Annotated in this window: 10 protein-coding genes; 6 read left to right on the top strand and 4 right to left on the bottom strand. The window is 67.6% G+C overall.

From position 1 onward, the window contains the following. The first annotated feature begins 27 nt into the window (after positions 1–27). Both YM304_RS16850 and YM304_RS16855 read left to right on the top strand, forming a co-directional pair. The gene (locus YM304_RS16850) at positions 28–543 is read left to right on the top strand and encodes a flavin reductase family protein (protein WP_015442922.1); all 516 of its coding nucleotides are present in this window, start codon (positions 28–30) and stop codon (positions 541–543) included. Positions 544–553: 10 nt separating this feature from the next. Further along, positions 554–916 carry a DUF3054 domain-containing protein gene (locus YM304_RS16855; RefSeq protein ID WP_015442923.1) on the top strand — a complete coding sequence of 121 codons (363 nt, stop codon included), beginning with the start codon at positions 554–556 and terminating at the stop codon, positions 914–916. 10 nt (positions 917–926) lie between these two features. Here YM304_RS16855 and YM304_RS16860 read toward each other — a convergent pair whose 3' ends face one another. After that, entirely contained in the window at positions 927–7,151 is a 6,225-nt protein-coding gene (locus YM304_RS16860; RefSeq protein ID WP_162142101.1) for an Ig-like domain-containing alpha-2-macroglobulin family protein, read from the bottom strand. Between the two features lie 83 nt (positions 7,152–7,234). Here YM304_RS16860 and YM304_RS16865 point away from each other — a divergent pair, with 83 nt between their 5' ends. Next, positions 7,235–8,488, top strand: a complete 1,254-nt coding sequence (locus tag YM304_RS16865) for a serine hydrolase domain-containing protein (protein WP_041300418.1) — start codon at positions 7,235–7,237, stop codon at positions 8,486–8,488. 34 nt (positions 8,489–8,522) lie between these two features. Here YM304_RS16865 and YM304_RS22925 read toward each other — a convergent pair whose 3' ends face one another. From YM304_RS22925 to ilvD, 3 genes are all read right to left on the bottom strand, one after another. Then, positions 8,523–9,368 carry a transposase gene (locus YM304_RS22925; protein ID WP_015442926.1) on the bottom strand — a complete coding sequence of 282 codons (846 nt, stop codon included), beginning with the start codon at positions 9,366–9,368 and terminating at the stop codon, positions 8,523–8,525. 62 nt (positions 9,369–9,430) lie between these two features. Then, positions 9,431–9,619: a hypothetical protein gene (locus tag YM304_RS16875; RefSeq protein WP_015442927.1), complete on the bottom strand. Its 189-nt coding sequence runs from the start codon at positions 9,617–9,619 to the stop codon at positions 9,431–9,433. 41 nt (positions 9,620–9,660) lie between these two features. Continuing rightward, a complete protein-coding gene (gene ilvD, locus YM304_RS16880) occupies positions 9,661–11,370 on the bottom strand; it encodes a dihydroxy-acid dehydratase (protein ID WP_015442928.1) in 1,710 nt (569 codons plus the stop codon). Between the two features lie 184 nt (positions 11,371–11,554). On the opposite strand from ilvD, the gene YM304_RS25105 reads away from it, so the two are divergent. The 3 genes from YM304_RS25105 to YM304_RS16895 all read left to right on the top strand — a co-directional run bounded on the left by YM304_RS25105 (position 11,555) and on the right by YM304_RS16895 (position 13,913). Then, on the top strand, positions 11,555–12,001 hold the full coding sequence (locus tag YM304_RS25105) for a cation:proton antiporter regulatory subunit (RefSeq protein ID WP_051071479.1): 447 nt from the start codon (positions 11,555–11,557) through the stop codon (positions 11,999–12,001). 27 nt (positions 12,002–12,028) lie between these two features. After that, a complete protein-coding gene (locus tag YM304_RS16890; protein WP_015442930.1) occupies positions 12,029–13,174 on the top strand; it encodes a cation:proton antiporter in 1,146 nt (381 codons plus the stop codon). Between the two features lie 76 nt (positions 13,175–13,250). Beyond that, positions 13,251–13,913, top strand: a complete 663-nt coding sequence (locus YM304_RS16895; RefSeq protein WP_015442931.1) for a hypothetical protein — start codon at positions 13,251–13,253, stop codon at positions 13,911–13,913. Positions 13,914–13,946 lie beyond the last annotated feature (33 nt).

Below are 13,946 nucleotides of genomic sequence, written 5' to 3' on the forward strand. Positions count from 1 at the left end.
GGATCGGAGCGAATACAGTCCGTGTCGATGAGCGACGACCACGCATTCGATTCCGGCCACTTCCGCACGGTGATGGGTCACTTCCCCACCGGCGTCACGATCGTCACGGGCATGGGCCCCGACGGACCCGTCGGGTTCACGATCGGGTCGTTCACGTCGGTGTCGCTCGACCCGCCGCTGGTCGGATTCCTCCCACAGATCGGCTCGACCACCTGGGACCTGATGTCGGCGTCGGGCGGCTTCTGTGTCAACGTGCTCGGCTCCGAGCAGGCCGACCTCTGCTGGAAGTTCGCCAAGTCGGGCACCGACGACACCCGTTTCGAGGGCGTCGAGTGGCGTCCGTCGCCGTCGGGTTCGCCGATCCTCGAACGCGCGGTGTGCTGGATCGACTGCACCGTCGAAGAGGTCTACGACATGGGCGACCACCACTTCGTACTCGGTCGCGTCGGCGCGCTCGATGCCGACGCCGACCACGACGGCGAGCCCCCGCTGCCGCTGCTGTTCTTCAAGGGCACCCTCGGCGGATTCGCGGCCGAGGGCTGAGCCGACTCGGATGAGTCAACTGCTGCGACGCGTCGAGACCGCTGTCGGCGTCGACGTGTTCGTCGTCGTGGTGTTCGTCGCGATCGGTCGACGCAACCACGACGAGAACCCCGGTGTGGCCGGACTCGTCGACACGGCCGCACCGTTCGTGATCGGTCTCGTCGTGGCGTGGCTCGCGGCGCAGGTGTGGAAACAACCGATCGCGTGGCGCGCCGGACTGATCATCTGGGTCACGACCGTGGCGGTCGGCATGTTGTGTCGCCGCTTCTTCTTCGACGAGGGCACGGCGCTCTCGTTCGTGATCGTCGCGTCGGTGTTTCTCGGCACCTTCCTCAACGGCTGGCGCTTCATCGCTCGCCGCGTCGCCGCCTGATCGCGCCGGTTCAGTCGACGATGACGACGCGATCGGATGCCGACCGGCCGAACACCTCCGGCGCGTAGATCTCTTCGGCTCGGGTCGGCGGCACGACGAAGTCGCCTGGCGTCGTCGCCCGTGCCACGTACGTGTACTCGAACGTGCCGGCCGGGAGGTACGACGTGAACGCCTCGGCGCGGTCGTCACGCAGGTTCTGGTGCTCGTACCACTGCCACCACCAGTAGCCGCTGCGTGCCGACGGGTCGCTCAGCGGCACGGTGACCGACGTGGCGAACGCCGGGTTGACCGCTTCGAACCCGGCGGGCATCCCGTCGATCAACGCCACGTGCGTGCGGCGGGCGTCGGCGACCATCGTGAGCCGCACTCGAACCGAGGCGCCGGCCTTCACCGTCCACGATCCGTCGTCGTTGCGAACGACATCGCTCGGATCGTCGATGGCCTCGTAGACCCGCTCGACGACGAATCCTTCGTCACGGGGGTCGAGATCGAGGTCGTCGGGGGCGTAGCGCAGCCCGAGTCGGTAGTAGAGGCGCCCGGCGCCGTCCTTGTCGATCACCAGGTCGGTGTCGCCGGCGTCGACCAGCTCGGCCATCGGCACCTCGGTGAGGAACGAGTCGGTCGAGCGTCCACGGAACTCGGTCTCGGCGGCGTACGTGTCGCCGAGCCAGGCACGGGCGATGAAGTCGGGGTCGACCGATTCGAACGTGCCGAAGTACTCGTTGAGCGAGAGGAGGATGAACACGTTCTCGTAGACGTTGCGCCAACGCCCGCGGTTCTGGTTGCCGAGCAGACCGGTGACCACCTTAGGGATCAGGTCGTTGTCGGGTGTCTCGGAGACGAGCGCGCCGAGCACGATGCCATCGGTTCGGCGGTCGGAGTGCGCGATCAGATACGCGTCTTCGCCGTAACTCGTGGCGAAGGTCGCTGCGGCAGGAGTCTCGACCGCACGGTTCGCGATCTCGCGCTCGATCTCGTCGCGTGCTCCGGTGTCGTCGAGCACCGGCCAGAGCCGGGCGAGGCCGTCGACCTGCAGCGTGCCGTCGACGCCACCCGAGCGGCGATACAGGTCGATCGCCTTGGCGCTGTCGCGCTGCCCGGCGAGGTCGCGTACGTAGAGGGCGTAGGCGCTGATCGAGTCACGCGTCTCCTGGCCGTAGACGGCGGGGATGTAGCTCTCGATGTCGGCGAGGTGTTGCAGTGCGAACGACAGCACGTTCTCGTCGACCGTGTAGCCGTTGTCGCGAGCGAGCACGAGCGCGTGTGCCGACATGATCGACACCCACGGCACCGACTCACGGTTGCGTTGCCAGTACGGGAAGCCGCCGTCGCCGTTCTGGAGCGCTTGCAGCCGTTCGATGTCACGACCGACCGAGGCGTTGAGCGTGTCGACGTCGGGAAGACCGTCGGCGTCGAACGCATCGAGTACGTCGCGGAGTGCGGCGACGCCCATCAGTCGAGCGGCGTAGCCGTCGGCCGACTCGTAGTCGTAGTCGTAGAGGTAGAGCACGGCGTCGGTGAGCGCCTGCAGGGCGGTCGACGACGTGGTGATCTCGAGCCCACCGAACTGCGGGAACACGCCGTCGGGAGCGAGAAGCGGTTGGGCGATCGCGTCGTCGCCGTCGAGCACGCCGTAGGTGGCGAACGCTTCGGCCGTGGCCGGGGTGTAGACCGGCAGGTCGATCTCGGCGGCGTCGGCGAAGTCGCCGCTGACCGTGGCCACCCGGAACCGAGCGGTGCCGACCTCGACTGCCGAGGTGGGGAATCGGACCTCGACTCGGTCGTTGGCCGAGATCGTGACCCGCTTGCCGGTCGCGGCATCGCCGTCGGTCGACGACGCCGTTGCGTCGTCGAGGTCGAGGTTGGCGACTTCGAGGGCGATGTCGACCTCGACCGCTTCGTCGGTCTGGTTCTGCACCACGACCGGCAACTCGAACCGGTCACCGAAGTTCAAGAAGCGCGGTGCCGACGGGCGCACCGTGATGGGCAGCCGGGCGGTGAGCGACGACTCCCCCGACCCGAACTCGTCGACGCCGTCGACGGCCACCGCCATGATGCGGTAGCGGGTGACGTTGTCGGGAAGTTCGACGTCGACGGTGATCGTGCCGTCTGGACCGGTCGTTTCGTCGGGGGCGAACACGGCGAGTGCGTCGAAGTTCGAGCGGACGTCGATCGGCGTCGCTGCCGCGGCGCCATCGGTGGCGGCCCGGCCGACCGTGTCGGCTGCGGCCGGAGCACCGGCCGACTCCTCCATCGCCTCCTCGTCGGCAGGCGCCTCGGCCATCGCGCCGTCCTCACTCTCGTCGACGACTCCCTGGTCGATGCCGGCATCGAGCAGGTCGGGATTGGCGAGGATGATGCTGCGTCGCACGAGTTCAGGAGACAGTTGCGTGCCCACGCCTTGGTAGAACGTCGAGATCGGGTCGCGGAGCGTGTAGTCGCTGAGCGACAGCACGGCCTCGTCGACGGCGATCACGACCACACCGGCACCTGCCACGGGCGCACCGCCGGCGTCGACCACGGCGACGTCGATCGTGGTCGCCGACCCCGGCGACACATCGGCTGACGCTGGCGTGGCCGTGACGTCGAGCGTGCGTGAGACGGGCGGGATCTGGAGGCCGATCTGGCCGACGGCGAACGCCGGGCGACGCGGCGCGTCGGGCAGGGGCGTGCCGTCGTCGCCGACCCGCTCGGCCGAACCGACCATGTCGACCTGCACCTGCAGGTTGGGGATGTCGTCGTCGGCGATCGGGACGGTCACGACGGCTGACCCGTCGGGAGCGTCGATCACCTGGGTCGACTCGATGCCGGCTCGGGTGACGGTGACGAGTCCGGTCGCCGGAGCGAACGGCGCCTGCACGAGCAGTTCGGCGGTGTCGCCGGGTGCGTACGTCTCGGCGTCGGGAACGATCGTGACCTCGCCCTGTTCGAGGTTGCGCGACGGCGGTGCGGTGGAGCCCGACACCCACTGGGTGAACACGGCACGGTTGGTGCGACCGGCGTCGTCGGCGACGACCGCGGTGATCCGGTACTGGCCGCCGAGTTCGGTGGCGAACTCGCAGCGAACGCCCTCGTCGCTCGCATCGGAGGTGACCGTGCAGGTCTGCTCGTCGACGAGCAGTTCGGTGTAGCGACCGCCGTCGTAGCCGTACTCGAGTCGTCCGGCGACGACCTCGACCTCGCGGCCGGCGATCGCCGCACCATCGACATCGGCGACGATCACGTCGATCTCGAGCGGTTCGCCCTTGCGGACGAATGCTCGCTCGCTCCGGAGTCCCACGTAGTACGACGCCGGGTGGACGAGCACGTTCGTCCGCGACGAGAACGCCTGGCGGTTCACGTCGAAGACGGTCGCCTCCGCGGTGACCGACGACGGCTGGTCGACCGGTGCTCCGTCGGCGTCGGCGGCTTCGAAGTCGATCTGCAGGAAGTGCGACCCGTTGCCGTTCGTGGTTCCGGAGAACTCACGAATGCGATCGTCCGACGTCGGGAAGCAGTCGAAGCACTCGTCGAAGTAGTAGTCGTCCTCGTAATAGGCGCCACCGTCGGAGTAGACGTCGTAGCTGCGGTACCACCAGGGCGTCCAGATGCCGAAGTTGAAGTCGCCACGGTTCGGCGGCGTGAACGAGGTCTCGAGCGTCGAGACGGTCCAGTTCACGTCGGCGTTCGGCAGCGGCCCACCGGCGTAGTACGCCGCGTCGACGGCCACGGTGGCGGGCTCGCCGACGTAGTACGGAGCGGGAGACTCGGTGCGCGCCGTGACCTCGAACTCGGGGGTGCGGAAGTCTTGGATCTGGAACTGGTGATTGGTGTTGTATCGCTCGGCTCCGGCGAGACGCATGTCGATGTAGGCGTACCCGGTGTTCGATTCCTCGGGCACCTCGAAGGTCAGGTTGAAACCGCCGAGCGCGTTGACGTCGGCCGTGTCGACGACCAACTCGTTGCCCTGCGGGTCGAAGACCGTGTACTGCACGGTCTGATCGCCGGCGACGAGTGCGAGTTGGGCGTCGGCGGCGTCGATCTCGCGAACGAACCCGGCGACCCGGACGGTTTCACCAGGGCGGTAGACGCCGCGGTCGTCGATGACGTACCACCGGCTCTCGCTTCCGCGCTCCGATGCCTGCCAGCCGTCGAACCATCCGGCGGGAAGCATCCCGGTGGCACCGTCGGCCGTGGCGACGAGCCCGCTGATCGCCTGACCGTCGAGGTCGACGCGGGCGAGTCCGTCGGCATCGGTCGTGGTCGTCCGGCTCGTACCGACGAGTTCGACCGCGGCGTTCGGCACCGGATCGCCGGTGAGGAGGTCGGTGGTCCAGACGATCAACTCGTCGCTGCCGACGAACGCGTCGACGCCGAGCGTGGTCGACTGCACCCAGGTGATGATCGGCTGGTTCTGCCAGTACTCGTCGTCGTCGGGGGTGAGGTCGGGGTCGGTTTCGACGCGGACGACGATCGGGCCGTCCGACACCTCGAACGCGTCGCCCAGGTCGACCACGGTCTCGGTGATCTCGTCGGGGTCGGCGTCGATGTCGATGACCGCGGTGAGCGCCGGGGTCCACTCGGGGTCACGTGGTGCGTCGCGGTCGTAGAGCGAGTCGACGTACGTCTCGAAGTCTCGATACTGCGACGGGTCGACCCGCCACGCGGTGACGTACAGCTCGTCGTGGTTGACGCTGGTGTACGCGAGGCTCGGCGTCGGTGCGAACGGGTCGGTGGTGACGAAGCGACGGTTCGGTCCGGTGAGGAACGGCTGCGCCGGTCCGACCGAGAAGTCGGTGGTGTAGAGCTCGCCGAGCGTCTGCCCGAACACGTCGGTGAGCTCGGCGGCGACCGAGACGGTGTAGGTGGTGTTGCCGGAGGTGGCACCGCGGACGACGAGCTGTGATCCCGACACCTCGGCGCGCAGACCGGGCACGGCCGGTTCGACCCGGACCGTGGCCGGGTCGAACAGCTCGGGGTCGAGCGAGTTGTTGAACTCGATGATGAACGGGCTGAACGGGCGGCAGTCGCCGTACCCGCAGTTGCGGTCGGTGACGGTGAGCGGTGCGTAGGTGCGGCCGGCGTCGCTGTACGCAGCGCTGCTGGTGAGCGGACCTTCGAGCGACGGGATGCCGGGGCCGATCGAGATCGACACGGCGGTGTCGGGTGCGAGCGGAGCAACCGGCACGAAGGCCACGCTGCGGTTCGGCAGCGCCCCGGCCATCACGTTGCGAGCGCTGTCGTCGGCCTCGATCTCGGCGTCGGTGGCGAGACGTACGTCGATCACGTCGCCGGCCGAGAAGTCGATCAGCTCGACGATCGCGTCGCTGTCGACGCGCTGGTCGAACTGTGCGACGAACACCGGCTCGAGCGGCATCGAGTCACTGAGTCCCGTGACCCACTCGAGGTCCGCTGGTGGCGTCGAGAACGAGAACGAGAAGGCATCGGCGAGCACCGCCCCGTTCGCCGACTCGGTTCCGGCGGGCACCGTGACGGTGAACTCGGTGGCAGCCGGCAGGCGATCGATGCTCGTGTCGGCCTCGGGCAACACTTCGAAGCGAAGGGTGCGCGTGCCGATCCACCGCCAGCGGCCGTCGACGGCGGGCGACATCTCGACCGGCACGTCGACCGCGTCGAGCTGCTCGAGGGTGGCCAGCGGGACCATCGGCTCGTTGAAGGTCAGCGACAGGAACGGCGCGACGTCGACGGGGCCTTCCGGCTGAAAGCGGAGCACGTCGAGTGGTTCGGACGCGACGTCGGGTGGGGTGGTCGGCTCGTCGGGTGCCGGCGGGAACGGTGTGGCGATGGTGTCTCCGACGAGCGGCGGGCCGAGCGAGGCGACCGGTCGATTGAACTCTTGGGTGTCGTCGTCGGGAAGGTCCCATTCGGGCAGGCGATCGAGGACGGCGTCGATCTCGGCCGAGGTGAGCAGCGTGCCGTCGGTGGGCTCGATCGGTGCGGGCTCCGCAGCCGACGATTGTCCTTCGCTGAGACGGAACCCGAGCCGGCCGGACGTGTCGTCGGTGCTCGTGGCGCCGGATGACCCGGTCGCGGTCGTGGTGCCGACGGGCGTGTTGGTGGCGCCACCGGGGCCGGTGGTGCTCGGTCCGGTCGGCAAGGTGTCGGAACTCGACCCTCCCCCACCGGTACACGCTGCAGCGAACATCGCCCCTGCGGCGAGTACTCCGATGCTGCGCTTCATGCGGTTGGGCTTCGTGCGGCTGCCGTGCTCCATCGTGCACCTCCGTGCGTTCACGCTACGTCGTTCCATCCGGAGCTTGGACGATGCCCGATCGGTTCCGGTTCCCGACTCGCGACACAATCTGCAACGCTGGCCCGATGAGCAACCCGCAGGTCACCGCAGATCCGTCGTCGTTGGGCTTCGACCCGTCCCGCTTCGCTCGGATCGACGACCATTTCCGTCCGTACGTCGACGACGGTCGACTGCCGGGCTGGCAGGTGGCGATCATGCGACACGGGCAGTTGGCGTACGAGTCGACCTACGGGCTGCGCAACATCGCGGAGGGCACCGAGTGGTCGACGGACACCATCGTGCGGATGTTCTCGATGACGAAGCCGATCACGTCGGTGGCGGCGATGATCCTCTACGAGGAGGGCCGGTTCCAGCTCAAGGACCCGGTGTCGAAGTTCATCCCGTCGTTCGGCGAGAGCCGTGTGTATCGGTCGGGTTCGTTCGTCGCCCCGGTGACCGAGGCGCTCACCGAGCCCATGCGCATCTGGCATCTGCTCACGCACACGTCGGGCCTCACGTACGGGTTCCACAACAACCACGTGACTGACGCGCTGTACCGCCAGGCCGGGTTCGAGTGGGGCATGCCGAAGGGCATGGACCTCGAAGGCGCGTGCGACGCGTGGGCTGCACTGCCGTTGGCGTTCCAGCCGGGCAGCGAATGGTTGTACGGGGTGTCGACCGACGTGTTGGGTCGCGTGGTCGAGGTGATCTCGGGTCAGTCGCTCGACGAGTTCTTCCGCGAACGAATCCTCGATCCGCTCGGGATGACCGACACCGAGTTCTGGGTCGACCCGTCGAAGCAGGATCGGTTCGCCGAGCTCTACTTCCCCAAGCCGACGGGCAACGCCCGGGGCGACGGGCCGTCGGCGAATGCCGCGGTCATGCCGTCGGCGCCGCTCGACAAGAAGCCGACGATGCTCGGCGGTGGCGGTGGGCTCTGCGGTACGGCGGCCGACTACCTGCGCTTCGCGCAGATGCTGCTCAACGGCGGCGAACTCGACGGCGTGCGCATCCTCGGATCGCGCACGGTCGACTACATGACCCGCAACCATCTTCCCGGCGGCGCCGAGCTCGAAGCGTTCGGCCGCCCGCTGTTCGCCGAGACCGAGTTCAGCGGGATGGGCTTCGGCCTCGGTTTCTCGGTCGAACTCGAGAGCGCCGAGCACAAGATCATCGGCTCCGAGGGTTCGTTCGCGTGGGGCGGTGCCGCGAGCACCGCGTTCTGGGTCGACCCCCACGAAGACCTCATCGCAGTGTTCCTCACCCAACTCCTCCCGTCGAGCACCTACCCCATCCGCGGCCTCCTCCAGCAGCTCGTGTATCAGTCCCTCGCCGACTGACCGGACGGTTTGTCTCAGAGACAAACCGTCCGGGTCAGGCTGCGGGTCGGGCCAAGCCGAACTCGTTGGCGACGAACTCCATCACATCGGCGAGCATCACCATCGACGCCATCCGTTGCCGGGCCCGCCCCATCGCCTTGCGCAGCGCCTCGCGGTTCGGCACGCCCAGTTCGTCGATCCACTGCTGACGTTCGGCGCCGGTCAGCATCTCGGTGAGCAGCATCGAGGCCGACCGCACGATCGATGCCGACGAGGTGTCGTCGGCGTCGTCGGCGACCATCGCTGCGAGTTCGATCGTGTGACGCAGGTCGGCGAGATCGGGGCGATCGGCTGATGGGTGTCGGATCTCGCTATCGCAGACGAAGCGATCGAATCGAGCCACGTCGTTGCCGAACATCTCGAGCACGACGCTCGTGTCGAGGAACTCGGGACTGCGGCGGTGCCCGAGGTAGGCCCGGTGGCTCGACCAGCGATAGCCGGCCGGTGACGTGACCCCGGCGAGGTCGAGTGCGTTGCGATGGACGTAGCGAACCGCTCGAAGCAGATACCGGTCGCTGTCGACGAGGATCGACTTGAATCGGCTGCGAAACAGCGGACCGTCGCGCCCGACCTCGTCGTTCACATGGCGCACGAAGGTCGAACCGAGGTGCTGCATCGCCTCCGACAATCGTCCCGCCGGGCACCTCACGATCAGGTGATAGTGGTTGCCCATGAGGCAATAGGCCAGCACTTCGATGCCGAAGCGCTCGTGGATCTCGGCGAGGAGTCGACCGAACTCGATGCGGTGCTTGTCGGTGAAGAAGATCGGTTGGCGAGCCACGCCACGATTCATGACGTGATGGATGCTGCCGTCGGGGATGATGCGATCGGGATAGCCCATCGACCGATCATGCGCACAGCCCTGTCACAGCCGGACGGTTTGTCTCTGAGACAAACCGTCCGCTAATCGTCGCCGCGGAGTTTGAACCAGACGGTGAGCAGCGCGCCGATCAGCACGACGACCACGATGAAGCGGAAGACCCAGCGAATCGTGCCGATGAGGAACCCGAAGAAGAAGTAGACGATGACGGCGACGATCAGCCAACCGACGACCGTCGCTCCGAATCCACGTACTCCACCAGGGTTCGCCATGGGCACAGGCTAGGTCGGAGCGTCGGCTCCCTCGACCCGGGTCAGAGTGGGTTGGTGATCGCTCCGGTCTCGGCGCCCTGCACCAGGCGGGCGTACTTGCCGAGCACGCCGGTGGTGTAGCGAGGAGCGTTCGGCTGCCAACCCTGCTTGCGCTGCTCGAGCACGTCGTCGTCGACGAGCAGGTCGAGACGCTTCGTCGGCACGTCGATGAGGATCCGGTCGCCCTCCTCGATGAACGCGATCGGCCCACCGTCGACGGCCTCGGGGGCCACGTGACCGATGCAGAATCCCCACGTGCCGCCGGAGAAGCGACCGTCGGTGATGAGCGCGCAGTCGCCGCCGCGGCCGGCTCCCTTGAGGGCGCCGGTGATGGCGAGCATCTCGCGCATACCCGGGCCGCCCTTGGGGCCCTCGTAGCGGATGACGATCACGTCGCCCGCGTTGATCTCGCCGGCGAGGATCGCCTCCATCGCGAACGACTCGTCGTCGTACACGCGAGCCGGGCCTTCGAAGTGCATCTGGTCGGCGGTGAGACCGGCGACCTTGACGACCGAGCCCTGTGGTGCGAGCGATCCGGTCAGGATGTTGATGCCACCCTCGCTGTGGATCGGCGCATCGATCGGGTGCACGACCACACCGTCCGGGCCGGGCAGGTCCATCTCGGCGAGATTCTCGGCCATGGTCTTGCCCGTGACGGTCATGCAGTCACCGTTGAGCATGCCGTGGTCGAGCAAGTGCTTGAGCACCATCGGCACGCCGCCGACCTTGTCGAGGTCGCTCATGTGGAACTTGCCGCCCGGGGTCATGTCGGCGATGTGCGGCACGCGATCGGCGATCCGGTTGAAGTCGTCGAGTTCGAGCGCGACGCCCGCCTCGTTCGCGATGGCGAGGAGGTGGAGGACGGCGTTGGTCGATCCGCCGAGCGCCGAGGTGAGCGCGATCGCGTTCTCGAACGCCGCCTTCGTCATGATCTTGCGCGGCGTGAGGCCCTTTTCCAGAAGTCGCACGCATGCCTCACCGGCACGACGTGCGTCGTCTTCGCGGCGCGAGTCGATCGCGGGTGGCGAGGCCGAACCGGGGAGGCTCATCCCGAGCGCTTCGGCGATCGAGCTCATCGTGTTGGCGGTGAACATGCCACCGCACGCGCCTTCACCGGGGCACGCCTTGACTTCGATGTCGTGCAGTTCGGCGTCGTCGATTGTGCCGGCGGCGTGGGCACCGACCGCTTCGAACACCGACGTGATGTCGAGCGCCTTGCCGTTGTGTTCGCCCGGCATGATCGAGCCGTTGTACACGAACACCGAGGCGAGGTCGAGACGGGCGGCGGCCATGAGCATGCCGGGGATCGACTTGTCGCAGCCGGCGAGTCCGACGAACCCGTCGAGGCGCTCGGCGTGCATGACGGTTTCGACCGAGTCGGTGATGACCTCTCTCGACACCAATGAAGCTCTCATGCCTTCGTGGCCCATCGAGATGCCGTCGGAGACCGTGATCGTGCCGAACTCCATGCCGAATCCGCCGGCTGCGTTGACGCCGGCCTTGGCGTGCTCGGCGAGCTTGCGCAGCGTCATGTTGCACGGGGTGACTTCGTTCCACGACGACGCGATGGCGACCTGGGGCTTCTCCCAGTCGTCGTCGCCCATGCCGACCGCGCGGAGCATCGAACGCGAGGGCGCTTTCTGCATGCCGTCGGTGACGTCACGCGACCGTGGCTTGACGTCGACAGGGGTGTTCGGTGCGTTGTCGCTCATGCCTGCGAGAGTAGCGGCGCAGCGCAACCCGCCACCTGGTGTGCTGGCCACCACCCTCAGCGACGCCACCTGGTCATTTCCGTCCTGGTTATTTCCATCCGGGATGGAAATAACCAGGTTCGCTGGTTGTGGGGCAGACTGTGGCATGCCTGTTGTGCGAGAGACCAAGCTCCCCGGGGTTGGGGTGCGTCATGACTTCACCACCGAGGAAGGCCGTGACGTCGGCGTGCTCGTCTATCGCGACGGCCGCCGAGAGATCGTGGCGTACAACACCGACGACCCCGACGCCTGCACCACGATGGTGACGCTCACGTCCAACGACACGCAGACGATGTCGGAGTTGCTCGGTACGAGCCAGGTGACCGAGAGCGTCGGCGCGGTGCTGCACGAGATCGAAGGCCTCGGCATCGAGTGGCTCACGGTGCACACCGGGTCACCGGCGATCTCGACGTCGATCGGCGACGGCGCCTACCGCACGCGAACCGGGTCGTCGATCGTTGCCGTGGTTCGCGACGACTCGACGATTCCCGCTCCCGGGCCGGAGTTCGTGTTCGAAGAAGACGACGTCATCGTCGCCGTCGGCACCCTCGAGGGGTTGGCCGCTCTCCACGATCTGCTCGCCGCGAGCTGACTCGGCCTCGGGCGGAGGCACGACTTCATGCTGGCTGCGGGAAGCGCTGAAGCAGCGCTCGCCTTTCTCGAGGTCGGCGCCGTCGCGCTCGGACTCGCGTTGGTCTCGCGGCTCGCCGGGCGGATCGGCGTCACCGCCGTTCCGCTGTATCTGATCGCCGGCCTCGCGTTCGGCGACGGCGGCATCGCTCGGGTCAGCGTCAGCGAGGAGTTCATCTCGCTCACCGCCGAGATCGGCGTGTTGCTGCTCCTGTTCACCCTCGGCCTCGAGTACTCGCAGGCCGAGCTGAAGAACGGGCTGCGCACCGGCGTTCCGCCGGGCTTGGTCGACATGGCGAGCAATGCGCTGCCCGGCTTCGCGCTCGGCATGTTGCTCGGTTGGGATCCGATCGCGGCCACGCTGCTCGGCGGCGTCACCTGGATCTCGTCGTCGGGTGTGATCTCGAAGGTGCTCGCCGACCTCGGCCGTCTGGCCAACCGCGAGACCCCGGCGATCCTCAACCTCCTCGTCATCGAAGACCTGGCGATGGCGGTCTACCTGCCGGTGGTGGCGGCCCTGATCGTCGGCGGCACGGCGCTTGCCATGGCCACGAGCGTGACGATCGCGATCGTCACCGTGCTGATCATCCTCTTCGCCGCCCTCCGCTGGGGTGAGCATCTCACGTCGGCGCTCGGTGGCGGATCGGACGAATCGTTGCTGCTCGCCGTGTTCGGGCTCATCCTGCTCGTCGCCGGCGGCGCCCAGTCGCTCGAGGTGTCGGGAGCGATCGGCGCGTTCCTCGTCGGCATCGCGCTGTCGGGTGCCGTCGCCGACCGAGCTCACCGTCTCATCGCGCCGCTCCGCGACCTGTTCGCCGCGACGTTCTTCGTCTTCTTCTCGTTTCAGATCGATCCGGCCGACCTGTTCGACGCAGCGCTGCCGGCCCTCGCTCTCGCCGTCGTCACCTCGGCGACGAAGATCGGCACCGGCTGGTACGCCGCCCGCCGGATCGGTGCCGGCAAACGTGGTCGCCTCCGTGTCGGCACCGCGTTGATCGCTCGCGGTGAGTTCTCCATCGTCATCGCAGCGCTCGGCGCCGACCTCGCCGACGGCCCCGAACTCGGTGCGCTCGCCGCCGGCTACGTGCTCGTCACCGCGATCGTCGGCCCGCTCGCGGCGAAGCTCGCCACCTGACGCGCTTGCCAAGACGCCGAGAGGCGCGAGGCCGACTGAACGACGACTGCGACCTCGGTCGCTACCGTCGGGAGGAATGGACGTCGTTTCGTTGGTGACGTTGGCCGTGTTGGCTGCCGGCCTGGGCGTGGCATTCCTGATCATCAGGCGGGCGCGGCTGCGCAGAGTCGCCGCGGCCGTCGCGATGGCGGCGCGCTACGGATTCCAGGTCGACCCCTCCACCAAGGGACCACCCGAGCTGCGCTTCGACCTGTTCGAGCGCGGCAAGTCGAAGAAGGTGTCGTTCCAGTTCTGGCGGCCCGGCAAACACGACTCGGTGTTCGCGTACGAGTACACGACCGGGAGCGGCGACACCGCTCAGACGCATCGACACACCTGTGCGCTGGTGTCGCTGCCGTTCGCTGCGCCGCACACGAAGATCGGTCCGGAAGGTTTCTGGTCGAAGCTCGGGGCGCGCCTCGGGCGCCGCGACATCGAGGTCGAGTCGCCGCGGTTCAACGACCTGTACCGAGTCGACAGCGACGACGAACGGTTCGCCATCACGATGCTCGACGGGCGTGCCATCGACTGGTTCCTCCGTGGCAACGCTGCGCACGCGGTCCGCTTCGAGTTCTGGGGTCCGTGGATGCTGTGCATCACCGATCGGATGGACCACGAGTTCTTCTTCGGCTTCCACGACTGGGCCGTCGGAATACCGGGCCACCTCCCCGAGGTGCTCACCTCGCTCTACCCGATCTGACCGAGCCCGGCTGATGCTCTCCGCGGTACGGAC

The organism is Ilumatobacter coccineus YM16-304 (genome assembly GCF_000348785.1).
In the GTDB taxonomy this organism is placed as follows: Bacteria; Actinomycetota; Acidimicrobiia; order Acidimicrobiales; family Ilumatobacteraceae; genus Ilumatobacter_A; species Ilumatobacter_A coccineus.

Excerpts from the sequence above, each read along its gene's own strand:
- YM304_RS16850 (WP_015442922.1), top strand. The coding sequence starts at position 28 with ATGAGCGACGACCACGCATTCGATTCCGGCCACTTCCGCACGGTGATG.
- YM304_RS16855 (WP_015442923.1), top strand. The coding sequence starts at position 554 with ATGAGTCAACTGCTGCGACGCGTCGAGACCGCTGTCGGCGTCGACGTG.
- YM304_RS16865 (WP_041300418.1), top strand. The coding sequence starts at position 7,235 with ATGAGCAACCCGCAGGTCACCGCAGATCCGTCGTCGTTGGGCTTCGAC.
- YM304_RS22925 (WP_015442926.1), bottom strand. The coding sequence starts at position 9,368 with ATGGGCTATCCCGATCGCATCATCCCCGACGGCAGCATCCATCACGTC.
- YM304_RS16875 (WP_015442927.1), bottom strand. The coding sequence starts at position 9,619 with ATGGCGAACCCTGGTGGAGTACGTGGATTCGGAGCGACGGTCGTCGGT.
- ilvD (WP_015442928.1), bottom strand. The coding sequence starts at position 11,370 with ATGAGCGACAACGCACCGAACACCCCTGTCGACGTCAAGCCACGGTCG.
- YM304_RS16890 (WP_015442930.1), top strand. The coding sequence starts at position 12,029 with ATGCTGGCTGCGGGAAGCGCTGAAGCAGCGCTCGCCTTTCTCGAGGTC.
- YM304_RS16895 (WP_015442931.1), top strand. The coding sequence starts at position 13,251 with ATGGACGTCGTTTCGTTGGTGACGTTGGCCGTGTTGGCTGCCGGCCTG.